Source organism: Hungatella sp. L36 (assembly GCF_014288035.1).
Genome location: NZ_JACOPC010000001.1, coordinates 690,226 through 712,358 on the forward strand (window position 1 = coordinate 690,226; position 22,133 = coordinate 712,358).

At 50.7% G+C, this 22,133-nt stretch carries 22 protein-coding genes; 19 read left to right on the plus strand and 3 right to left on the minus strand.

What is annotated here, in order from left to right:
- Window positions 1-77: 77 nt before the first annotated feature.
- Together H8S80_RS02935 and H8S80_RS02940 are read left to right on the plus strand one after the other, a co-directional pair.
- Window positions 78-500: a helix-turn-helix domain-containing protein gene (locus H8S80_RS02935; protein WP_002600389.1), complete on the plus strand. Its 423-nt coding sequence runs from the start codon at window positions 78-80 to the stop codon at window positions 498-500.
- A complete protein-coding gene (locus H8S80_RS02940; protein WP_002600388.1) occupies window positions 497-1,093 on the plus strand; it encodes an ATP-dependent Clp protease proteolytic subunit in 597 nt (198 codons plus the stop codon). The genes H8S80_RS02935 and H8S80_RS02940 overlap by 4 nt, the downstream gene beginning before the upstream one ends.
- 94 nt (window positions 1,094-1,187) lie before the next feature.
- Here H8S80_RS02940 and H8S80_RS02945 read toward each other — a convergent pair whose 3' ends face one another.
- Together H8S80_RS02945 and H8S80_RS02950 are read right to left on the minus strand one after the other, a co-directional pair.
- Window positions 1,188-1,448 carry a hypothetical protein gene (locus tag H8S80_RS02945; RefSeq protein WP_002600387.1) on the minus strand — a complete coding sequence of 87 codons (261 nt, stop codon included), beginning with the start codon at window positions 1,446-1,448 and terminating at the stop codon, window positions 1,188-1,190.
- Window positions 1,449-1,533: 85 nt separating this feature from the next.
- Window positions 1,534-2,007: a DUF2752 domain-containing protein gene (locus H8S80_RS02950; protein ID WP_002600386.1), complete on the minus strand. Its 474-nt coding sequence runs from the start codon at window positions 2,005-2,007 to the stop codon at window positions 1,534-1,536.
- Between the two features lie 154 nt (window positions 2,008-2,161).
- On the opposite strand from H8S80_RS02950, the gene H8S80_RS02955 reads away from it, so the two are divergent.
- From H8S80_RS02955 to H8S80_RS02980, 6 genes are all read left to right on the plus strand, one after another.
- Window positions 2,162-3,451, plus strand: a complete 1,290-nt coding sequence (locus tag H8S80_RS02955; RefSeq protein WP_117630197.1) for a metallophosphoesterase — start codon at window positions 2,162-2,164, stop codon at window positions 3,449-3,451.
- Between the two features lie 33 nt (window positions 3,452-3,484).
- Window positions 3,485-3,991, plus strand: coding sequence for a 2-thiouracil desulfurase family protein (locus H8S80_RS02960; RefSeq protein ID WP_025531719.1), 507 nt, complete (start codon window positions 3,485-3,487; stop codon window positions 3,989-3,991).
- Between the two features lie 7 nt (window positions 3,992-3,998).
- Complete coding sequence (locus H8S80_RS02965; RefSeq protein ID WP_117630198.1) at window positions 3,999-4,589, plus strand: hydrolase; 591 nt, start codon at window positions 3,999-4,001, stop codon at window positions 4,587-4,589.
- Between the two features lie 39 nt (window positions 4,590-4,628).
- Window positions 4,629-5,399, plus strand: coding sequence for an arginase family protein (locus H8S80_RS02970; RefSeq protein ID WP_117630199.1), 771 nt, complete (start codon window positions 4,629-4,631; stop codon window positions 5,397-5,399).
- Between the two features lie 10 nt (window positions 5,400-5,409).
- Window positions 5,410-6,795, plus strand: coding sequence for an MATE family efflux transporter (locus tag H8S80_RS02975; RefSeq protein ID WP_117630200.1), 1,386 nt, complete (start codon window positions 5,410-5,412; stop codon window positions 6,793-6,795).
- A 68-nt stretch (window positions 6,796-6,863) separates the two neighbouring features.
- Window positions 6,864-8,183, plus strand: a complete 1,320-nt coding sequence (locus H8S80_RS02980) for an aspartate kinase (RefSeq protein WP_002600380.1) — start codon at window positions 6,864-6,866, stop codon at window positions 8,181-8,183.
- 86 nt (window positions 8,184-8,269) lie between these two features.
- Here H8S80_RS02980 and rd read toward each other — a convergent pair whose 3' ends face one another.
- Window positions 8,270-8,431: a rubredoxin gene (gene rd / locus H8S80_RS02985; RefSeq protein WP_002600379.1), complete on the minus strand. Its 162-nt coding sequence runs from the start codon at window positions 8,429-8,431 to the stop codon at window positions 8,270-8,272.
- Between the two features lie 225 nt (window positions 8,432-8,656).
- Here rd and H8S80_RS02990 point away from each other — a divergent pair, with 225 nt between their 5' ends.
- From H8S80_RS02990 to H8S80_RS03040, 11 genes are all read left to right on the plus strand, one after another.
- Window positions 8,657-9,778 carry an aldo/keto reductase gene (locus tag H8S80_RS02990; protein ID WP_117630201.1) on the plus strand — a complete coding sequence of 374 codons (1,122 nt, stop codon included), beginning with the start codon at window positions 8,657-8,659 and terminating at the stop codon, window positions 9,776-9,778.
- Between the two features lie 51 nt (window positions 9,779-9,829).
- On the plus strand, window positions 9,830-11,326 hold the full coding sequence (pap, locus tag H8S80_RS02995; protein ID WP_002600377.1) for a polyphosphate:AMP phosphotransferase: 1,497 nt from the start codon (window positions 9,830-9,832) through the stop codon (window positions 11,324-11,326).
- 64 nt (window positions 11,327-11,390) lie between these two features.
- The gene (locus H8S80_RS03000; RefSeq protein ID WP_117630202.1) at window positions 11,391-12,644 is read left to right on the plus strand and encodes a BaiN/RdsA family NAD(P)/FAD-dependent oxidoreductase; all 1,254 of its coding nucleotides are present in this window, start codon (window positions 11,391-11,393) and stop codon (window positions 12,642-12,644) included.
- Window positions 12,645-12,760: 116 nt separating this feature from the next.
- Complete coding sequence (cmk, locus tag H8S80_RS03005; protein WP_002600374.1) at window positions 12,761-13,438, plus strand: (d)CMP kinase; 678 nt, start codon at window positions 12,761-12,763, stop codon at window positions 13,436-13,438.
- Between the two features lie 17 nt (window positions 13,439-13,455).
- Complete coding sequence (ispH, locus tag H8S80_RS03010; RefSeq protein WP_002600373.1) at window positions 13,456-14,307, plus strand: 4-hydroxy-3-methylbut-2-enyl diphosphate reductase; 852 nt, start codon at window positions 13,456-13,458, stop codon at window positions 14,305-14,307.
- Window positions 14,288-15,391: a 30S ribosomal protein S1 gene (gene rpsA / locus H8S80_RS03015; RefSeq protein ID WP_002600372.1), complete on the plus strand. Its 1,104-nt coding sequence runs from the start codon at window positions 14,288-14,290 to the stop codon at window positions 15,389-15,391. Before ispH ends, rpsA begins: the two co-directional genes overlap by 20 nt.
- A 467-nt stretch (window positions 15,392-15,858) precedes the next feature.
- Complete coding sequence (locus H8S80_RS03020; RefSeq protein WP_207729766.1) at window positions 15,859-17,022, plus strand: PD-(D/E)XK nuclease family transposase; 1,164 nt, start codon at window positions 15,859-15,861, stop codon at window positions 17,020-17,022.
- Between the two features lie 25 nt (window positions 17,023-17,047).
- The gene (locus tag H8S80_RS03025) at window positions 17,048-17,956 is read left to right on the plus strand and encodes an AraC family transcriptional regulator (RefSeq protein WP_242840496.1); all 909 of its coding nucleotides are present in this window, start codon (window positions 17,048-17,050) and stop codon (window positions 17,954-17,956) included.
- 87 nt (window positions 17,957-18,043) lie between these two features.
- Window positions 18,044-19,567, plus strand: coding sequence for a xylulokinase (gene xylB, locus H8S80_RS03030; protein ID WP_117630204.1), 1,524 nt, complete (start codon window positions 18,044-18,046; stop codon window positions 19,565-19,567).
- Window positions 19,568-19,588: 21 nt separating this feature from the next.
- Window positions 19,589-20,224, plus strand: a complete 636-nt coding sequence (locus tag H8S80_RS03035; RefSeq protein ID WP_117630205.1) for a DUF4867 family protein — start codon at window positions 19,589-19,591, stop codon at window positions 20,222-20,224.
- Window positions 20,225-20,271: 47 nt separating this feature from the next.
- Entirely contained in the window at window positions 20,272-21,750 is a 1,479-nt protein-coding gene (locus H8S80_RS03040) for an L-fucose/L-arabinose isomerase family protein (RefSeq protein WP_117630206.1), read from the plus strand.
- Window positions 21,751-22,133 lie beyond the last annotated feature (383 nt).

A 22,133-nucleotide genomic window follows, 5' to 3' on the forward strand; every position in this document is an offset into this window, starting at 1 on the left:
TAATGGGAGAAAAGAGACCTGATTTCCCATGAGGAAGATGGTTTTGCATTGGAACATAACTGGAGGTGTGGCAATAAATGGATGGAAAAAACAGAATCGTAAAGGACATTCTGGAGTCTGTTGAGAAAAACATGGGAACCGGGGAAAATTTGAGCCTGGAAGCATTGGAAGCACATACGGGGTATTCCCGTTTTTATTTGAACCGGATTTTTGCTGAGGAAACCGGCTGTACCATTCACCGCTATATCATGGAGCGGAGACTGACGGAGGCGGCCAGAAAGCTGGTGGAGACGGACAAGACGATCGTGGAGATATCCGGCGAGGCGGATTACCAGTCTCAGCAGGCGTTTACACTGGCATTCCGGCGGGCTTACGGATGCACGCCGTTTACCTACCGGGAACGGAAGCATTTCACGCCTCTTCGTGAGCAGACAAAGCAGAAGAAGACAGGGGTAACCGCCTTCTGCGAAAGAAAGAATAGCTGGAGGTGTGCGGCATGAGTCTGGTACCGAGTGTGATCGAGACGACGTCAAAGGGGGAGCGCAGTTACGACCTCTTTTCCCGTCTGTTAAAGGACAGAATTATCTTTCTGGGGGAAGAAGTAAACGATGAGACGGCCCGGCTGGCGGTGGCCCAGCTGTTGTTTCTGGAAGCGGAGGACCCGGCGAAGGACATTTCCTTCTATATTAACAGTCCGGGCGGTTCTATTACGGCTGGTCTGGCCATTTACGATACGATGCGTTATATCCGGTGCGATGTATCGACGATCTGTATTGGACTTGCAGCCAGCTTCGGCGCATTTCTGCTGGCCGGAGGAACGAAGGGCAAGCGCTTTGCCCTCCCTAACTCCGAAATCATGATACATCAGCCGGCGGTGGAGAAGATCGGAGGAAAGGCGACGGATATCCAGATCTATTCAGAGAAGCTTCAGCAGGATAAGAGACGGCTGAATCGGATTCTGGCGGAAAATACGGGGAGAACGGAGGAAGAGATCTGGCGGGATACGGAGCGGGATCATTTCATGAGCGCCGAAGAGGCGAAGGAATATGGGATTATTGATACGGTGATGAGAAAGAGGGATAAAAAGGCATAAATCTGAAAAGAAGATACGAAAGGGGCGGCCGCCCTGATGATTGTACAATCATCGGTGCGGCCGCCCCTTATCGGATGATGCAGTCTTATAAAACTTAATAGCCTGCACTTAACGCAGCAGCCAGGCTTGCACCGACTACAGCATATAAGATTAAGGTCAGCACAATTCCTACTGCCATAACGATCAGTCCGGCGCGGCAGAAATTCTTCCTGTTCTCATTTCCATTGCCAAATGCCCAGACAAAATACATGATTACATTGACACATGGGATAGCCAGGACGATTAACGTGATCAGCCATTCCCCCATGGTCATGACAGCCTTATTAGGATCTGTCGCCATTGTGTTGTTTTCCATACTTAGTACCTCCTGTAATTTAATCTATCTACCGTTAAAATTATATCATATACTGTCAGAATTTGTCTATTTTTTCTTTGCCGGGTTACAGACTCCCCGGTGATTTCAGAACTGTGAAAAGCAGGTGCAGCAGGTTCCGGGGCTCATAGATCATGGGCGGCCGGTCAGGAAACCAGTATTTCATGCGGATGATATAGACCACCACCATTAGGAAGATGCAGACGGCTATGTAGACGGAAAACAGGCGCGCTTTTCGTTCCAGGACGTAATGCTCGTACAGAAATAAGAGCCCTCCGGCCAATAGCGGCAGGAGAAATGGATTGCACAGAAGACTGCCATGGATATCCCCTTTTAACAGCAGGACGGTGGCTCGGGTAAGTCCGCATCCGGGGCATGGAATCCCCAATAAGAGCCGGGCCGGGCACACCTTGCCAGCAGCGGCAGTCATGACAGACAGAAAAATTGCGCACAGAAGCATTCCGGGCAGGCAGTGTCTGACATCGGAAATCAGATGTTTTATTCTTTTTTTATACAAAATCGGGCTGTGTTTCTTTTTCATAAATTACATAGTATCCTTTTCAGCGTTTGTATGAAGCTGCAGATTTCATTATAAGGCAGTGTTACCGCTTTTACAAGCTTGTGCCTCGAATAGAGGTTTGATATAATGAAGCTGTTTGATATGCGAAATTAAAATAAACAGGATGGGGGCGTATATGATCAAAAAAACTCATATTGTATTTCTGTCATTTCTCTGTGCCGCGCTTGGAGGCTGTGGGAGCAGCAGGCCATTGGCGGAGAAAGAGACTTCTCCGCTTACCGTCGTGACCGCCACAGATCTGCACTATTTATCACCGGAGCTTACGGACTATGGAACCGGATTTATGAGAATGGTCGGAAATGGGGATGGAAAGCTGACTCAGTATGCGCCGGAGATTACGGACGCTTTTTTAGAGGAGGTAGAGAAGCTGCATCCGGACGCGCTTATTTTAAGCGGAGATCTCAGTTTTAACGGTGAGAAGACAAGCCATGAGGAACTGGCCGGGAAACTGTTCAAGCTGCAGGAACAGGGAATCCCGGTTCTGGTGCTGCCCGGAAATCATGATATCCTTTATCCGTTTGCCGCCCAATTTGAGGCAGAGACGGTGACGAGGACGGAACGGGTCAGCGGCGAAGAATTTCGTGATATATATGGCAGTCTGGGGTATCAGGACGCGGCTGGAAAGGATGAAGAATCCTTAAGCTTTCTGTATGAGCTGTCGGAACGGGTCTGGCTGCTGCTTCTGGACGCGAATACGGAGGACGCACCCGGCCGGATTAAGGATTCCACGATGCAGTGGGCGGAGCGGCAGATGAAACGCGCTGAGGAAGCGGGGGCCTCCATTATCACGGTGACTCACCAGAATGTCCTGGCTCAGAACAAACTTCTGTCACAGGGCTTCCTGCTGGATCATCATGAGGAGATGGAACAGCTGCTGAAAGCTCATGGGATCGCTTTGAATCTAAGCGGTCACGTTCATATCCAGCATATTGCGGAGAGCGGCGGCCTTTATGACATCGCAACCGGATCCCTCACCGTGTTCCCGCACCGGTACGGCGTTTTGACGGTTGATCCGGATGGAAGCATCACGTATGAAACGAAGCCGGTAAATGTGGATCGATGGGATGGGGAAAAAGCTGGAATCCCCGGTGAATATGGGGATTTTGAAGCACTGTCCCAGGCGTATTTTGACGCGTGCACGCGAAAAAAGATGAAGAAAGAGCTGGAAGCGCTGTCAGTTTCGGAGGAGGAGCTGGCGCAGATGACGGAACTGGCCGTGGAGATGAACCGGAACTACTTTGCCGGCATGACAAAACCGGAACAAGAAGTGACGGATACCGAGGGCTGGAAGCTTTGGAAAGAAAAAGGCGCAGAGCTCTTTTTCGGAAAATACATGGATTCCATGCTGGAAGATGCGGGATGTAATGAAAACAAACTGAAAATAGTAAGGGATCTGAGGCCATAGTTCCCGGAGACGATTTTGGAAGGAGGCTTATCCATGGATAAGAAAAATACAAGAATACTGGTCAGCGCCTGTCTGCTGGGTGTCAACTGCCGCTACGACGGAAAGAACGGCCGTCGTGACGAGGTGCTGAAGCTGCTTCGGGAGTATGAACTGATTCCGGTCTGTCCGGAGCAGATGGGAGGGATGGAGACCCCCAGAGAGCCGTCGGAATGCCGGAGAGACGGTGGGCGTGTCCAGGTGATGAACCGGAAGGGCCAGGATGTGACAGAGTATTTTGAAAAGGGCGGGGAGGAAGCGCTTAAGATCGCAAAGCTGTATGGATGCCGGTACGCCATTTTGAAGGAGCGCAGCCCGTCCTGCGGCAGCGGGATCATCTACGACGGAACCTTTTCGGGTGCTAAGACGGCCGGAGACGGGGTGACAGCCCGCCTTCTCAAGGAGCATGGGATCAAAGTTGTGGGGGAAAGCGGCATTTCAAGCTTGATATCGGAAATCAGCAGTGATATGATGGATGACAACATAAAAATTACAGAGGAGTGACAGGAATATGAAAACAAATGTAACGAGAGACCAGGCGCTTTCCCTTCTTATGAAATATAATAAGGAGCCCTTCCATATACTTCACGGGCTTACTGTGGAAGGCACCATGCGCTGGTATGCAAAGGAACTGGGATACGGTGAGGACGAGGATTTCTGGGGAATCGCCGGCCTTCTCCACGATGTGGATTTTGAAAATTATCCGGAGGAGCACTGCATCAAGGCGCCGGAGCTTCTGGCCGAAGCCGGGGCTGAACCGGAGCTTGTTCATGCGGTCGTAAGCCATGGCTATGGACTCGTCTCTGATGTGGAACCGGAGCATGATATGGAGAAGGTACTGTTCGCGTCAGACGAACTCACAGGCCTGATCGGAGCCGCCGCGAGAATGCGCCCATCGAAGAGCGTCATGGATATGGAGGTCTCCAGTTTGAAGAAAAAATATAAGGATAAACGGTTCGCGGCAGGCTGTTCCCGCGAGGTGATTGCGCAGGGAGCCGAGAGGCTCGGCTGGACGTTAGAGGAGCTGTTTGAAAAGACCATTGAGGCCATGCGTTCCTGCGAGGCCTCTGTCAGCGAAGAGATGGAAAAGCTGGGCGTTTAAGAGCGCCGGAAAGGAAAGACCAATCGGGAGAAGAGAACGATGATATCAGTTTCAGTGCTGAATTTTACAGGAGTTTACGAAAGAGAAAGCTTCTATAAAGATGGGGACTGTGAATGGATTGACTGTTCGGATTTGTCCGGGGTAAACGGATTCTGTGATGAGGCATCCATGAAGGAGATTGAGGCGCGGATCAGTGGGCTGTCAGGCTGGATTCACTTTATAGACGGCGGAAATTTCCACTATTTAAGCTATCTCATGATGAGGAAAATCCGGGAGCCGTTTACCCTGGTGGTATTTGACCATCATACGGATATGAAGCCTTCTATATTTGCCGGACTTTTGTCCTGCGGCTGCTGGATCAAACGGGCTCTGGACGACCAGCCATACTTAAAAAAGGTGATCCTGATCGGTGTCGCGGATTCGCTGGCAGATACCGTAGAATCAGAGTATGAGGACCGCGTGCAGGTGTTTTCGGAGAGCGCGGCCGGGGCAGATGAATCATGGCTTAAGGCTCTGGAAACAGAGGTGTCGGAGGCCGTGTATCTGTCCATAGACAAGGACGTGTTCGGGCGGAAGGAAGTGGTGACTGACTGGGATCAGGGAACCATGACGCTGGAACAGCTTGAGAGGGCGTACCGATGCCTGGAGAGCCGCCGGATTCTGGGTGTGGACATCTGCGGCGAGGCGAATCAGGACGACTCTTTTTCGGGATGGATGTCCGTGTCAGACAAACAAAATGACGCGGCAAACAGACGAATCCTCCGAATGCTTCGAAACGGTCATAAGAAGCCGGAGGGCAGTATACAATAGGGAGAGAGAAATGGAAGAAGCACCGATATTTTCGAAGGCAGCCATCAGGCGGCTGATTCTGCCGCTGATCATCGAGCAGTTTCTCGCCGTCTTAGTGGGAATGGCGGATACGATCATGGTGGCCGGAGTGGGGGAGACCGCGGTCTCGGGAATTTCGCTTGTGGATACGCTTAATATTCTGCTGATCAACGTGTTTACCGCCATGGCTACCGGAGGCGCTGTCATCGCGGCCCAGGAGCTGGGGGACGAAAACAGGGAGGAGGCGTTAAAGGCCTCCAATCAGCTGATTCTTGTGGTTCTGGTATTTTCAACGGTTTTAATGGTGCTGTCCTTACTGTTCAACTACCAGATTCTGCGGACGATTTACGGGAAGATCGAACCGTCCGTCATGAATTATGCCAGAACGTATTACTACCTGACGGCGCTGTCGTTCCCGTTTCTGGCAGTGTATAACGGGTCAGCGGCCATCTGCCGTTCTATGGGTAATTCCGGGATATCCATGAAGGTGTCCATGCTGATGAACGGGATCAACATTGTGGGAAATGCCATTCTGATTTACGGCTTTCATCTGGAGGTGGCCGGGGCTGGGATCTCCACGCTGCTGTCACGAATTACCGCGGCAGTCATTCTGGTGTGGGTGATCCGGAATCCGAAGCTTCCGCTGTGCATCGACAAAAACTTTCATCTGGGCTTCCATCCTGCCATCATCCGGCGGATCATGGGGATCGGAGTTCCCATGGGAGTGGAAAACGGCCTCTTTCAGGGCGGTAAGCTTCTTGTGGCGGGGCTGGTCTCCAGCTTCGGTACGACCTCCATTGCCGCCAATGCGGTGGCGGGAACCATCTGTTCCTTTCAGGTGATTCCGGGCAGCGCCATCTCCCTGGCCATGATAACCGTGGTGGGGCAGGCCGTGGGCGCGAAACGGTATCAGGAGGCGAAACGGTATGCAAAGAACTTTATTTTCCTCATCATGGGAGCGCACTTCCTCATCTGTTTTCCGATGCTGGTATTTCTGCCGCACATTATCGGCTTCTACCATGTGTCAGAACAGACGGCGGAGCTGGCCAGAATCATCTGCACGCTTCATGGGCTATGCTGCGTGCTGATCTGGGCGCCATCCTTTGCGCTTCCCAATGCCCTGCGAGCCGCAGATGACGTGAAATTCGCCATGTGCATTACCATTGCGTCCATGTTTCTGTGCCGGATTGCCATGAGCTTCATTCTGGGACGGTATCTTGGCATGGGGCTGATCGGTGTCTGGATTGCCATGGTTCTGGACTGGGCCGTAAGAGCGGTGGTCTACGTCGCGCGTGTCGCGTCGGGAGGCTGGCTGAAGCATCATAAAGTTCTGGCCGCGCGCCAGGAGGCTGAAAAAACCGTTTTACAAAACACTTGACAGCGCCCGGCAAGTACGATATTATTTCCGTTAAATAAATTGGATATGTGACAGAGGAGAAAGAAAACATGAAAAAGGTTGTGAAATTCGGCGGCAGTTCTCTGGCCAGTGCAAGACAGTTTAAGAAGGTTGGGGACATCATTCGCTCCGAAAAGAGCAGACGCTATGTGGTTCCATCCGCGCCGGGCAAGAGAAACGACAAGGACGAGAAGGTTACGGATATGCTGTATCAGTGTTACGATGCGGCGGCCGAGGGAAAAAGCTACAAGAAGATTCTGGAGAAGATTAAGAGCCGTTACATGGAGATCATCGACGGACTCGATTTAAACCTGAATCTGGATCATGAATTCGAGACCATCGAGGAGAATTTCTTAAAGAAGGCCGGCCGTGATTACGCGGCATCCAGAGGCGAGTACTTAAACGGCATCGTCATGGCCAACTATTTAGGCTATGAATTCATCGACGCGGCAGAGGTCATCTTCTTCGATGAAGACGGCAGCTTCGAGGCGGATATCACCAACCGTGAGCTGGGAGAGCGCTTAGAGCATGTGGAGCGCGCGGTTATTCCGGGCTTTTACGGCGCCACTCACAGCGGAAGCATCCGCACGTTCTCAAGAGGCGGATCCGATGTCACAGGCTCCATTGTGGCGAAGGCCATCCATGCTGATATGTATGAGAACTGGACCGACGTCTCCGGCTTCCTCGTAGCCGATCCGCGCATCATCGATAATCCGGAGGTCATTGAGACCATTACATACAGAGAACTCCGTGAGCTGGCCTACATGGGAGCCAGCGTTCTGCATGAGGACGCCATCTTTCCGGTCAGAAAAGAAGGCATTCCGATCAACATCCGCAATACCAACAGGCCGGAGGAGAAGGGCACTCTGATCGTGGAGAGCACCTGCAGGAAGCCGCGCTATACCATAACGGGAGTTGCGGGCAAGAAGGGCTTCTGTTCCATCAACATTGAGAAAGCCATGATGAACGCCGAGGTAGGGTTCGGCCGCAAGGTCCTGGAGGTATTTGAAAAATACGGCATTTCCTTCGAGCATATGCCTTCGGGAATCGATACCATGACCGTATTTGTCCATCAGTCCGAATTTGAGGAATACGAACAGTCCGTGATCGCGGGAATCCACCGCGCGGTCGAGCCTGATTTCGTGGAACTGGAATCTGACCTGGCGTTAGTTGCCGTCGTGGGACGCGGCATGAAGGCCACGAGAGGCACGGCCGGAAGAATCTTCTCCGCGCTGGCCCACGCCCGTGTCAACGTCAAGATGATCGACCAGGGCTCCAGTGAGTTAAATATCATTATCGGCGTTAAGAATGCAGATTTTGAGGCGGCCATCAAGGCGATCTACGATATCTTTATCTCAACCGAAATCTGATAAATGGTATACCATATATCCAAATGAAAAACCGGTCCGCACTGAGGCTTAAAAGCCTGTGCGAACCGGTTTTTCTGCAGTACTTATTAATCCTCCGGAACAAAGACATCTTTGCCCATTCCGCAGATCGGACATACCCAATCCTCAGGAAGATCTTCAAAAGCTGTGCCTGGATTGATACCGTTGTCCGGATCTCCATCAGCCGGATCATATATGTATCCACATGGCTCACAAACGTATTTTTGCATAACAGTCACCTCTTTCTTTTGTTGATACCCTATTTTACCAGATATGTAACTATTTTACAACCGGTGCAGATAAATATATGGGGCCTGAACGGCTGTCTGCGGCCTGCGAAATAGTTTCTGGTCTGAACAGTGACGAAAAACAGGGAAACTGCCAGAAAATACTTTAGAATACAGGAAATATGTGGTAAAATAAAATCAAAATTTTATACATCAGGGAGGACTAAGATGCAATACCGCAATTTTGGAAAAACAGGAATTAAAGTGTCAGCGCTGGGGTTCGGAACCATGAGATTTCCACTGCTTCACGATGAGGTGGTTGATGAGGAACGCGCCATCGGGATGATCCGTCATGCCATCGATGAGGGCGTGAATTACATTGACACCGCTTATCCTTACCATCAGGGAGAGAGCGAGAGGATCGTGGGAAAAGCGCTGGCGGACGGCTACAGGGAGAAAACGTATCTGGCGACAAAATGTCCCGTATGGAAGCTTCAGAAGGCGGAGGATTTCGAGACTCTGCTGGATGAGCAGCTGGAGAAGCTGAACACGGATCATATCGATTTCTATCTGCTTCACGCCTTGAGCGGCGAACGCATGGAGGATAAGGTAAAGCCGTTTGAACTGATTAAGCGGATGGAAAAAGCGAAGGCTGAGGGAAAGATCCGCTATCTTGGATTTTCCTTCCATGATTCATATGACGTGTTTCAGGATATCATAGATTATTATGATGGATGGGATTTCTGCCAGATTCAGTATAATTACGTGGACACCGAGCACCAGGCCGGAACAAAGGGGCTTAAGTATGCCGCTGAGAGAGGCCTCGGGGTGGTGATCATGGAGCCTTTGCTGGGCGGGAGGCTGGCGAATCCGGCATCCCATTTAAAGAAGGTATTTCCGGAGGACAAGTCTCCTGTGGAGTACGCGCTGGATTTCCTCTGGGATCAGCCTGAGGTCAGCCTGCTGCTCAGCGGAATGAGCGATGAAAAGCAGGTGGAAGAGAATCTGGAGTACGCGAAGAGAAGCAGCGTGGGTATGGCGACGGAGCAGGACAAAGAGGTGGTAAAGGAGGCAAAGCGCGTCTTTGATTCCATGGCTTTGGTGGGATGTACCGGATGCAGATACTGTATGCCATGTCCATTTGGCCTGGATATCCCGAAGATATTCTCGCTGTACAACATGACTGCGGCGCACAGGGAGGAAGATGCCAGGGCGGAGTACGAGGCTCTGGAAAAGAAGGCGGGCGACTGCCGCTCCTGCCACCACTGCGAGAAGGAATGTCCGCAGATGATCAAGGTAAGCGAGGTCATGAAGGAAGTTGCAAAGGTGTTTGAGAAGACAGAAGCCTGATTGGCAGGAAAACAGGCTTTCACGGAAGAATAATTGAAGGAGGAACGGGTTATGCTGGAAAAAATTGATTTATCGAAGAAAATGGATAAAGATACGTACAAGCAGGTCATCGGAGAGCAGAGCGAAAGACTGGGCCTTTTGCAGCGGGAACTGAGAACGGCGGGGATCCCTGTCATGATCGTGTTTGAAGGCATGGGTGCGGCCGGAAAAGGAACGCAGATCAACCGGCTGATTCAGGCGATGGATCCCAGAGGATTCGAGGTCTTTGCCAACAGCAAGGCCACCGAGGAAGAACAGCTTCGCCCGTTCCTGTGGAGATTTTGGACCAAGACACCGGCCGACGGCCGGATCGCCATCTTCGACCGGAGCTGGTACCGCCAGGTGACGATCGAACGGTTCGACGGACAGATCAAGGAGAAGAATCTGCCGGAGGCCTTTCAGGATATTTTATCGTTTGAGCGCCAGCTGGATGACGGCGGAATGGTGATCATCAAGCTGTTCCTCTATATTTCCCAGGAAGAGCAGAAGAAGCGCTTCAAGAAGCTGGAGGACTCCAAGGAGACGTCCTGGCGTGTGACGAAGGACGACTGGCGGAGGAACAAGGAGTATGGCCGTTATCTGGAGATCAACGAGGAGATGCTTCAGAAGACCGATACGGAGCGTGCGCCGTGGTCCATCATCGAGGCGACGGACAAGGATTACGCCGCCGCCAAGATCATGACCCTTGTAGCGGACCGCTTCGAGGCGGCCTTGAGAGAGAAAGCGGCTCCGAAGCCGGAAGTGTCGGAGAAACCTCCGGTGAAGGAAGAGAGATATCAAAACGGTGTGCTCTCCGGTGTGGATCTGACGAAGACGCTGACCAAGGAAGAGTATAAAAAAGAGATCGACCGGCTCCAAAAGCGCCTGGAGTTTCTGCACAGCGAGATTTACCGCCTGAGAATTCCGGTGGTTTTAGGATTTGAGGGCTGGGACGCAGGCGGAAAGGGCGGCGCTATCAAACGGCTCACCAGTCATTTGGATCCACGCGGATACCGTGTGAACCCGACCGCCTCTCCCAATGATATCGAGAAGGTGCACCATTATCTGTGGCGGTTCTGGAACAACGTTCCGAAGGCGGGCCATATCGCCGTCTTCGACCGGACGTGGTACGGCCGCGTCATGGTGGAACGGATCGAGGGCTTCTGTTCGGAGGCGGACTGGAAGCGGGCCTATCAGGAAATCAACGAGATGGAGGCCCACATGGCCAATGCCGGGGCCGTGGTCATCAAGTTCTGGCTCCATATCGACAAGGACGAGCAGGAACGCCGATTCAAGGAACGCCAGCAGAATCCGGCGAAGGAGTGGAAGATTACGGACGAGGACTGGAGAAACCGGGAAAAATGGGACCAGTACGAGACCGCTGTCAACGAGATGCTGGTGCGCACCTCCACAACGTACGCGCCGTGGGTTGTCGTGGAAGGCAACTGCAAGTACTATGCCCGCGTGAAGGTCTTAAGGACTGTGGTCGATGCTCTGGAGGAGCGGGTAAAGGCGTGCGGCAAAAAATAACAGTTAGTCCTGCTTGTGTTTTCCTGTCTTTTAGTGTAAATTAATAGGGAGCAGGAGGCAGGAAATGAAAACAGTAATCATTGTGGGCGGTGGCGCCGCGGGGATGCTGGCAGGCATTGCAGCAGCCAGGAATGGCGGCACCGTCCATATTTTTGAGAAAAATGAAAAGCTGGGGAAAAAGGTCTTTATCACGGGCAAAGGGCGCTGTAATGTGACCAATGCCTGCGACACCGAGGATTTGTTCCGGAATGTGGTGACAAATTCCAAATTCCTTTACAGCAGTTTTTATGGATTTAATAATTTTGATATGATGGCACTTCTGGAGGAGGCGGGCTGTCCGCTGAAGACCGAGAGGGGAAACCGGGTATTTCCGGTGTCCGACAAGTCTTCGGACGTGATTAAGGCGCTGTCCGGAATGCTTGGGAGACTGGGAGCGGAGGTTCACCTTCACTCGGAGGTAAAGGAGCTTCTTCTGGAAGACGGCCGGTGCCGCGGGATTCTCCTGAAAAAGGGCGGCGCGGAGACGAAGGTGTACGGAGATGCGGTGATTGTGGCCTGCGGCGGCCTGTCGTATCCGACTACAGGCTCCACCGGGGACGGATACCGGTTTGCCGGAGCGGCCGGGCACACGGTGACGGAGCTTTCACCGGCCCTGGTGCCGTTTGTGGTGAAGGAACCGGTGGTGAAGGAGCTGCAGGGCCTTTCCTTAAAGAACATTGAAGCTGTGGTGATGCGCGGCAAAAAGGTGATCTACCGGGAGTTCGGGGAGATGCTTTTCACCCATTACGGAGTCAGCGGCCCGGTGCTCTTAAGCGCCAGCAGCTACGCCGTGAAGGAATTGAAGAAAGGACCGCTTTCTCTCGTCATCGACTTAAAACCGGCGCTGTCGGAGGAACAGCTGGATGCGCGGCTGCTCCGTGAATTTGAGGGGACTTTAAACAAGCAGTTTAAGAACGCGCTGGTTCATTTATTCCCATCCAAGCTGGTTCCGGTCATGGTGGAACGGAGCGGGATTTCTCCGGAAAAGAAGGTGAATGAGATCACCAGGGAAGAACGGAAACAGATAATCCAGGCGACGAAATCATTTACCGTGACGATTACGGGGCTTCGCGATTATAACGAGGCCATCATTACGCAGGGCGGCGTATCTGTGAAAGAGGTGAATCCCTCTACCATGGAGTCGAAGCTGGTTTCCGGGCTTTACTTTGCCGGGGAGGTGCTCGATTTGGATGCGGTGACAGGAGGCTTTAACCTCCAGATCGCCTGGTCTACCGCCTGGACGGCCGGAAGCGAGGCTGCCAGGCCGGATCCTGAATGACTGGAAGTCAGACGTGCGCCTGCGCGGCAGAAGAGACGTGTGTGAGTCAGATGTGGGCCTGTGAGTCAGAAGAGACAGAGAGGGGCGCGTCCCCATAGATAAAAGGAGAGTCAAGGATGTCAAAGATTTATAACATTGCAATAGACGGCCCGGCAGGGGCAGGCAAGAGTACCATCGCAAAGGCTGTTTCTGCGAAGCTCGGCTTCGTCTATGTGGACACCGGAGCCATGTACCGGGCCATGGCGCTGTATTTTTTACGAAAAGGAATCAGACCGGACGAGGAAGCCGTGATTTCAGAGGCGGTAAAAGAGGTGGGCGTCACCATTTCCTATGAGGACGGCGCCCAGCAGGTGATATTAAACGGAGAAAATGTATCCGGTCTGATCCGGACGGAGGAGGTCAGCCAGATGGCCTCTGCCTCCTCCATATACTTACCAGTCCGCGAGAAGCTGGTGGAGCTGCAGAAGGAACTGGCCAGAAATGAGAATGTCATCATGGACGGCAGGGACATCGGAACGTGCGTGCTCCCGGAGGCGGATTTAAAGATTTATCTGACAGCGAGCACGGCGGTGCGGGCAAAACGCCGCTACGACGAGCTGACTGAAAAGGGCGAGCCGTGCAGCCTGGAGGAGATCGAAAAGGAGATTGCGGAGAGAGATTACCGCGATATGCACAGAGAAAACTCCCCGCTGAAGCAGGCAGAGGATGCGGTTCTGGTCGATACCTCCGGCCTGACCATCGACGAGGTGATCGGCTGGATACTCAGGCTGGCGGCCGAAAAAGGGATTGGCTAGTGAGGAGACAAAACGTTATGGAAGTGATTGTTGCTAAGACCGCGGGCTTCTGTTTCGGCGTCAAACGCGCCGTGGACAAAGTTTATGAACAGATAGAGCACGCCGGAAAACCGATTTATACCTACGGTCCGATCATCCACAACGAAGAAGTGGTAAAGGATTTTGAGGAAAAGGGCGTACGGGTCATCGAGTCAGAGGAGGAGCTTAAGGCACTCCGCGACGGAATCGTCATCATACGTTCCCACGGTGTGGGAAAGCATGTTTACGATATTCTGGAAGAGAACGGCATCGAGATTGTGGACGCCACCTGCCCGTTTGTGAAGAAGATTCATAAGATCGCACAGGAACAGAATCAGGCGGGAAGACGCCTGATCATCATTGGAAATGAATCGCATCCGGAGGTGCAGGGTATTAAAGGCTGGGGAAATGATAATACTTTAGTGGTGGAAACACCCGACCAAGTGGACAATTTGCCGTTTTCAGAGGGTGAAAAGCTGTGTATCGTGTCCCAGACGACATTTAATTACAAGAAATTTCAAGATTTAGTTGAAAAATTTTCTAAAACGCGTTATGATATACTTGTTTTAAATACGATTTGCAATGCAACACAGGAGAGACAGGTGGAAGCAAGACGGATAGCTTCAGAAGTGGACGCCATGATCGTGGTTGGTGGGAAGACGAGTTCCAATACCCAGAAGCTGTACGAGATATGCCAAAAGGAATGTAAGAACACTTACTATATCCAGACACTAGGTGATTTAGATCCTGAATGTATAAGTTCTGTGCGCAGCGTAGGTATTACAGCCGGGGCTTCAACCCCGAATCATATTATCGAGGAGGTTCATACTAATGTCAGAGTTAAGTTTTGAACAAATGTTAGAGGAATCATTAAAAACAATACGTACAGGAGAGATCGTCACAGGTAAAGTCATCGACGTCAAAGAAGATGAAATCGTCTTGAATATAGGTTTTAAATCCGACGGCATCATCCCGCGTAATGAGTACACGGATGACCAGAATTTAGATCTCGCAACTGTTGTATCTGTTGGTGATGAGATGGAAGCGAAAGTCGTTAAGGTAAACGATGGCGAAGGCCAGGTTGCGTTATCTTACAAGAGACTGGCAGCTGACAGAGGAAACAAGAGATTAGAAGAAGCGTTTGAGAACCATGAGGTTCTTACCGCAAAGGTAGCTGCTGTTCTGGACGGCGGTTTAAGCGTAGTAGTGGAAGGGGCGAGAGTCTTTATTCCGGCAAGCCTGGTATCCGACACATATGAGAAGGATTTATCCAAGTATGCAGACCAGGAGATCGAATTCGTAATTACCGAATTCAATCCGAAGAGAAGAAGAATTATCGGTGACAGAAAGCAGCTTATGGTTGCCAAGAGAGCCGAGATGCAGAAAGAATTATTTGAGAGAATCCATCCGGGAGATGTCGTAGAAGGAACGATTAAGAACGTAACCGATTTCGGTGCATTCATCGACCTTGGCGGCGCAGATGGTTTACTTCATATTTCCGAGATGAGCTGGGGAAGAGTTGAGAGCCCGAAGAAGGTTTTCAAAGCCGGCGAGAAGATGAGAGTCTTAATCAAGGATATCAATGGTGATAAGATCGCATTAAGCTTAAAGTTCCCGGAGACCAATCCGTGGAAGGATGCCGCTGTGAAGTACGCAGCAGGCAATATTGTAACCGGCAGAGTTGCACGTATGACTGATTTCGGCGCATTCGTTGAGCTGGAACCAGGTGTAGATGCATTGCTTCATGTATCTCAGATTTCCAGAGACCATGTAGATAAGCCATCTGACGTATTATCCATCGGCCAGGAGATCGAGGCTAAGGTTGTTGACTTCAACGAAGACGACAGAAAGATCAGCCTGAGCATGAAGGCTCTTCAGATGCAGGATATGTCTCAGATGGATGAAGATGCACCGGTTTATTCTGACGAGGAATAATTTCTGAGTTATAGATATGCAAAAGCTACGCCGCCCCCATGGGATCGCTTTCTGATCCTGTGCGGGCGGTTTTTGTGTTTCATGTGCTTTGCGAGGACCGTACTCTGCGCCAGGGGAGAATGGCTGCTATAGAAAACGTGCTCCGGTGTGAAAGTCCAGTAAGGCAGACTCTTTGCACTGCGAATTTTTGCAGAAACTTTTGCGGACACTAATTAAATGGGTAATCGGAGGTTTAGTGAAAAAATAATCTCATAAATAGTAAAATATACTTGAAAATATAGTAAATATCAGGTATAATAAACTCATTCAGGCAGATATCTTCTGCTGAATTTTAGACACATTTCTATGTAATTCTAATCGGTATTTGGATTGTCGGAAAATGGTTATTTAGAACCGTGATTTGCAGAACCGTTCATGGCTGTATCGGCCGCAAGCTCAGAGGCAGGAATCTAAGGAGGAAAGTGCATATGGCACAGGTGAAACCACAACAGGTATTAGAAAGTCAAAAAAAGCAAGGAGGATTAAAGGGACGGGAGGCACAGAACGCACAGACCGGAAAGCCATTATTCCCGCTGATGACAAGAAGCAGAGAACAGGTGTTGGATATGCTGAAAACCAATCCGGATATATGGCATAAGTTTCAACTCCTGACGAATGAATTTCAGGAGGAGCTGATCGGGTTTTCCATGGGAAGCAGCGGACTGAAAATCAGTTATGATCCCTTTTTTAAACTGGTTTTTGATCCGGATGTACACAATGACCGCTTATCCATGATGCTTTCCTGCATTATGAAGCAGAAGGTGGCGGTAAAACGGGTGTTATCCCCGGAATCTAACCGGATTACGGCGGAAGGCTCTCTGCTGATTATGGATGTACTGGCAGAACTTGAGAGCGGAGAATTGGTGAACATTGAAATTCAGCGTATTGGCTACGCATTTCCGGGAGAGCGGGCCGCCTGCTATTCTTCTGATCTGATACTCCGGCAGTATAGCCGGATAAAAGGCAGGAAAGAGAATGGGTCTACATATAAGAAGCTTCAGAATGTGTATACCATTGTCCTGATTGAGAACAGCAGCGCGGATTTTCACAAAATAGCCGGACAGTATATTCACCGCTCCAGCCAGGTGTTTGATACGGGGCTGGAACTGGATTTACTGCAGAAATATATTTTTGTGGCTCTTGATGTTTTCCGGGAAATCACTTACAATTTAAATGAGGAAATAGAGGCATGGCTGCTCTTCTTAAGTTCTGACAGGCCGGAGGATATCATGAGAATTATAGAGAGATACCCGGATTTCCGCGAAATTTACGAAGAGATAGCTCAATTTCAGGTAAAACCAGAGGAGTTGGTGGGTATGTATTCGAAAGCATTGGAGATTCTGGATAGAAATACAGTGCAGTATATGATTGAGGAACAGAAGCAGGAGATAGAGGAACAGAAGCAGGAGATAGAGGAACAGCAGCGGGAGATAGAGGAACGTAAACGGGAGATTGTGGAACAGCAGCGGGAGATAGAGGAACATAAACGGGAGATGGAGGAACAGCAGCAGGAGATAGAGGAACGTAAACGGGAGATAGAGGAGCAGCAGAAGGAAATCGAACGTTTGAAAAAACTTTTGGAACAAAGATAACAGGGTAACCCGGAAAGGCAGGCCAATGGATACAGTGGATGGCCTGTTTTTTCTATCAGAGTCAGTTGCAGAGACTGTCTTAAGAATGTTAAGAGGAGAAGAGATGGATTCCAGCCATGAGATGATTATACCGAATGATAATTTGCCGTTTAAGCTGTTTCTCTTTGAGGGCGGAGAGGGGAAGTATAAGAGGGCCAGTCACTGGCATCGGTCGATTGAGATTTTTCTTGTTATGGAGGGGAAGATCGATTTTTATCTGGGGGAGAACCATTTTCCAATTGGTGAGAAGGACTTTATTATAGTGAATTCCAATGAAGTGCACGCGATCGACGCGCCGCTTCCAAACCGGACGCTGGTATTGCAGATTCCTGTGCAGACATTTGAGGTTTACTTGCAGGAGCAGCCGTATCTGTCATTTTCCAGGAGATCGGGGGAGCAGAATGGGAAGCTGATGGGTCTTGTGATGGAGATGTACCGGACGTATGAGAGAAAAACGTATGCCTGGGAGCTGAAGGTCAACGGGCTGTTTGAATTTGTCAAGTATCTGCTTCTCACGGAGTTCAAGGATCAGGCGCAGGCTCCGGATATTATCAGGCAGAAGATCCATTTGGAGAAGCTGTCGGAGATTACGGAGTATATGAAAAATCATTACGACGAGGCACTGTCCTTAGAAAAGGTGGCGGACCGCTTTGGTTTTTCCCCTACGTATTTATCCAGAATATTTAAGCGGTATGCCAATATCAGCTACCGCGACTATCTGCAGGATTTGAGGGTGGAGTACGCGGTGAAGGAGATGGTGCATACAGCCCATGAGCTGGGGGATATTGCCGTGAATCACGGATTCTCGGACAGCAGGGCGTTTGCGAAGGCGTTTGCGAAACGTTACGGCTGTCTGCCCAGTGAATATAGGAAAAGGGCAAGAAAGTGCTATTAGGTGGTCAAGTTCCTGCTCACGTAATCTGGCGGAAAACGGTATAATGAAACTATGGCAAATTGCGTGAAACAGGTAAGGAGGCAGCAAATGGAATATTTAATTGGTATTGATGTGGGGACATCGGCGACGAAGACCGTGCTGTTCGATAAAAAAGGCAATATAATTGCATCGGCTTCGAGGGAGTATCCGCTGTATCAGCCGCATAACGGCTGGGCGGAGCAGAAACCCGAGGATTGGCGGGACGCGGTGATTGCCACCGTGGAAGACGTGGTGAAAAAGGCGGGAGCGGGAAAGGACGAGGTAAAGGGAATTGGTATTTCCGGTCAGATGCACGGACTTGTCATGCTCGATGAAGCTGGGAATGTGATCCGTCCTTCCATTATCTGGTGTGACCAGAGGACCGGAGAAGAAGTGGAAGAGATGCTGGAGATCATGCCCCGGGAACGCTGGATTGAGATTACGGCCAATCCGCCTCTGACAGGCTGGACAGCGGCGAAGATCTTATGGGTGAGAAATCACGAGCCGGAGAATTATGAGCGATGCAGGCATATTCTGCTTCCAAAGGACTATATCCGTTACATATTGACCGGTGTATTTGCGACTGAGGTGTCGGATGCCAGTGGGATGCAGCTTCTCGATGTGCCGAACCGCTGCTGGTCGGATGAGGTGCTGGAGAAACTGAACATTGATAAAGCTCTTCTCGGCAAAGTCTTTGAGTCCTGCGAGGTTACGGGAACGGTTCTGCCGGATATCGCGGAGAAGACGGGACTTTCCACAGAGACAAAGGTGGTGGGCGGCGCCGGTGACAATGCGGCTGCGGCAGTCGGTACCGGAGTCGTAAAGGACGGAACGGCATTTACGACGATCGGAACCTCCGGGGTCGTGTTTGCACACAGCAGCCAGGTGACGATCGACCCAAAGGGGCGCGTGCATACGTGCTGCGCGGCAGTGCCAGGAACGTGGCATGTCATGGGCGTGACGCAGGCGGCCGGACTTTCTTTAAAATGGTTTAAGGATAATTTCTGTCAGGACTATGTGGAAGAGGCTGCGAGACAGGACGTGGACGTTTATGACCTGATCAATCGTGATATTGCCAATATCCCGGTTGGCAGTGATAAGCTGATTTATCTTCCCTATCTGATGGGGGAGAGAACGCCCCATCTGGATCCGGACTGCCGCGGCGTGTTCTTTGGACTCTCTGCGATTCATACGAAGGCTCATATGCTGCGTGCCGTCATGGAAGGTGTTTCCTACTCTCTCTCTGACTGCAATGACATTTTAAAGGAGATGGGCATCGATGTTGACAGTATGATGGCCTGCGGCGGAGGCGGCAAGAGCCCTGTGTGGAGACAGATGCTGGCAGATTTATATGACTGCAGTGTGAATACGGTGAGACAGACGGAAGGTCCGGCACTCGGCGTGGCGATTCTGGCCGGAGTCGGATGCGGAATCTACGAAAGCGTGGAGGAGGCCTGCGACGAGCTGATTTCTGAGGCACAGAGCACCGGAGCGGATTCGAGTGTGGTTGGCAAATATAAGGCGTACCATGAACTCTATAAAGAGCTTTATGGGAATTTGAAGAACAGCTATAAGAAGCTTGCTGCTTTATAGGAGAAGAGGAGGAATACTTAAATGGGAATGCAGATCAAAGACATTTCAGACAAAGCGTTTTCTGCCTACGGAAAGGTGATTACCGGTCTTGATGTAACCGGTATCTTAAAAGAGATGGAACATACACCTCTCCCGGACGAGGTTATCTACGTACCATCCGTTCCGGAGCTGGAGGCGCTGCCTGAGGCTTTAGTCATTAAGAACAATGTGTACGGGGAGCTTCCGATTCAGATCGGCTACTGCAACGGTCACAATACGAAGTTAAACGCTGTAGAATACCACAGAAACTCCGAGATCAACATTGCGGTGACGGATCTCGTCCTGATCATCGGAAAACAGCAGGATATCGGGGCAGATTACACGTACGACACATCTCTGATGGAGGCCTTCCTGGTACCGGCGGGAACGGTAATCGAAGTCTACGGCACCACACTTCACTACGCGCCCTGCCACGTAGAAGACGGAGGTTTCCGGTGTGTAGTTGTCCTTCCAAGGGGAACCAACACAGATATGGAACCGCTGGAGATTAAGAATAAAGAGGACGAATTACTCTTCGCAAGAAACAAATGGCTGATCGGCCACGAAGAGGGCGGTCTTCCGGCAAATGCTTTTATTGGCTTAAAGGGGGAAAACCTGCACGTAGGCAATGAGCAGTGAAGCAGCAGGCAGAACAATAAATAGAAAGAATCAGGAGGAAAATACATATGAACAACATACCAGAAGTAAAAGTAGGAATTGTGGCGGTCAGCAGAGACTGTTTCCCGGAATCATTATCTGTCAACAGAAGAAAGGCTCTTGTGGAGGCGTATGCTGCCAAATATGATGCGAAGAACATCTATGAATGCCCGGTCTGTATCGTAGAAAGTGAGATTCACATGGTACAGGCGCTGGAGGATGTGAAGGCGGCAGGATGTAATGCACTGGTCGTTTATCTTGGCAACTTCGGACCGGAGATCTCCGAGACACTGCTCGCAAAACATTTCGACGGACCGAGCATGTTTATCGCGGCGGCAGAGGAGAGCGGCGACAACTTAACCCAGGGACGCGGTGACGCTTACTGCGGCATGTTAAACGCCAGCTATAACTTAAGACTGCGCAATATCAAGGCATACATTCCGGAATATCCGGTAGGAACCGCTTCAGAATGTGCGGACATGATCGAGGAATTCCTTCCGATCGCCAGAACACTGGTTGGATTATCCAGCTTAAAGATTATAAGCTTTGGACCGCGCCCGTTAAATTTCCTGGCCTGCAATGCGCCGATTAAGCAGCTTTATAACCTGGGCGTGGAGATTGAGGAGAACTCCGAGCTGGATTTATTTGAAGCGTATAACAAGCATGCGGACGATCCGAGAATCGCCGATGTGATGAAAGATATGGAGAAAGAACTGGGCGAGGGCAACTTAAAGCCGGAGATTTTACCGAAACTGGCACAGTATGAGCTTACGCTTCTTGACTGGATCGAAGAGCACAGAGGCTACCGCAAATACGTTGCCATTGCAGGCAAATGCTGGCCGGCATTCCAGACACAGTTTGGTTTCGTTCCCTGCTATGTCAACAGCCGTCTGACCGGTATGGGAATCCCGGTGTCCTGCGAAGTAGATATTTACGGCGCGCTGAGCGAGTTTATCGGAACCTGCGTGAGCCAGGATGCGGTAACGCTTCTGGATATCAACAATACGGTGCCGGATGACATGTACGACGGCGATATCAAGGGCAAATACGACTATACACACAGGGATACCTTTATGGGATTCCATTGCGGCAATACATGTTCCAAAAAGCTTTCCGCATGTTCCATGAAGTATCAGATGATTATGGCAAGAGCGCTTCCTGAGGAAGTAACACAGGGTACTCTGGAGGGAGATATCCTTCCAGGCGACATCACATTCTTCCGTTTACAGAGTACGGCAGATTGTCAGCTTCGCGCCTACGTTGCACAGGGCGAGGTTCTTCCGGTTGCGACACGTTCCTTCGGTTCCATCGGAATCTTCGCAATCCCGGAGATGGGCAGATTCTACCGTCACGTTTTGATCGAGAAGAACTATCCACACCACGGAGCAGTCGCGTTCGGCCATTTCGGAAAGGCATTATTTGAAGTATTCAAATATCTGGGCGTGGAAGATATCGGATTCAACCAGCCGAAGGGGATGCTCTATCCGTCTGAAAATCCATTCGCATAAGACGGGGATCGCTGCACAGGCGTGTCATGAAGCCAGTGCCGCTGGACTCAGATAATAAGGCAGTAATGAAGTGAAAAGCATATAGAGAGTAAATGACGACAGCAGGAGGATTGCGCGGTGATTACCGCGTGATCTGTCCGGCTGTTTTTTTGCGTAATATAGGTGCAATGAGATTCGGCAAGGCGGGATCTGCGGATTCTGGACAGCTGGGGGAGGGATCCATTTTTCATCGGTGATCCTGTGATTACGGTTGATACCACAGAGTTTGCGGAGGTGGACGAAGCTTCTGCCATAGAGACGGTCAGAAGGGCCGCGGGGCTTTCCTGAGAAAAGAAATCACCAGAAAGGACGTGTGCGGTGGAAAAACAGGACGGTTTGTGCTA

Coding starts and splice junctions, on each gene's coding strand:
- H8S80_RS02980 (WP_002600380.1), top strand. CDS start 6,864: ATGAAAAAGGTTGTGAAATTCGGCGGCAGTTCTCTGGCCAGTGCAAGA.
- H8S80_RS02965 (WP_117630198.1), top strand. CDS start 3,999: ATGAAAACAAATGTAACGAGAGACCAGGCGCTTTCCCTTCTTATGAAA.
- H8S80_RS02975 (WP_117630200.1), top strand. CDS start 5,410: ATGGAAGAAGCACCGATATTTTCGAAGGCAGCCATCAGGCGGCTGATT.
- rd (WP_002600379.1), bottom strand. CDS start 8,431: ATGCAAAAATACGTTTGTGAGCCATGTGGATACATATATGATCCGGCT.
- H8S80_RS02960 (WP_025531719.1), top strand. CDS start 3,485: ATGGATAAGAAAAATACAAGAATACTGGTCAGCGCCTGTCTGCTGGGT.
- cmk (WP_002600374.1), top strand. CDS start 12,761: ATGTCAAAGATTTATAACATTGCAATAGACGGCCCGGCAGGGGCAGGC.
- H8S80_RS02950 (WP_002600386.1), bottom strand. CDS start 2,007: ATGAAAAAGAAACACAGCCCGATTTTGTATAAAAAAAGAATAAAACAT.
- H8S80_RS02955 (WP_117630197.1), top strand. CDS start 2,162: ATGATCAAAAAAACTCATATTGTATTTCTGTCATTTCTCTGTGCCGCG.
- H8S80_RS03020 (WP_207729766.1), top strand. CDS start 15,859: ATGGCACAGGTGAAACCACAACAGGTATTAGAAAGTCAAAAAAAGCAA.
- rpsA (WP_002600372.1), top strand. CDS start 14,288: ATGTCAGAGTTAAGTTTTGAACAAATGTTAGAGGAATCATTAAAAACA.
- H8S80_RS03025 (WP_242840496.1), top strand. CDS start 17,048: ATGGATACAGTGGATGGCCTGTTTTTTCTATCAGAGTCAGTTGCAGAG.
- H8S80_RS02945 (WP_002600387.1), bottom strand. CDS start 1,448: ATGGAAAACAACACAATGGCGACAGATCCTAATAAGGCTGTCATGACC.
- xylB (WP_117630204.1), top strand. CDS start 18,044: ATGGAATATTTAATTGGTATTGATGTGGGGACATCGGCGACGAAGACC.
- H8S80_RS03040 (WP_117630206.1), top strand. CDS start 20,272: ATGAACAACATACCAGAAGTAAAAGTAGGAATTGTGGCGGTCAGCAGA.
- H8S80_RS02990 (WP_117630201.1), top strand. CDS start 8,657: ATGCAATACCGCAATTTTGGAAAAACAGGAATTAAAGTGTCAGCGCTG.
- H8S80_RS02935 (WP_002600389.1), top strand. CDS start 78: ATGGATGGAAAAAACAGAATCGTAAAGGACATTCTGGAGTCTGTTGAG.
- H8S80_RS03035 (WP_117630205.1), top strand. CDS start 19,589: ATGGGAATGCAGATCAAAGACATTTCAGACAAAGCGTTTTCTGCCTAC.
- H8S80_RS02940 (WP_002600388.1), top strand. CDS start 497: ATGAGTCTGGTACCGAGTGTGATCGAGACGACGTCAAAGGGGGAGCGC.
- H8S80_RS02970 (WP_117630199.1), top strand. CDS start 4,629: ATGATATCAGTTTCAGTGCTGAATTTTACAGGAGTTTACGAAAGAGAA.
- pap (WP_002600377.1), top strand. CDS start 9,830: ATGCTGGAAAAAATTGATTTATCGAAGAAAATGGATAAAGATACGTAC.
- H8S80_RS03000 (WP_117630202.1), top strand. CDS start 11,391: ATGAAAACAGTAATCATTGTGGGCGGTGGCGCCGCGGGGATGCTGGCA.
- ispH (WP_002600373.1), top strand. CDS start 13,456: ATGGAAGTGATTGTTGCTAAGACCGCGGGCTTCTGTTTCGGCGTCAAA.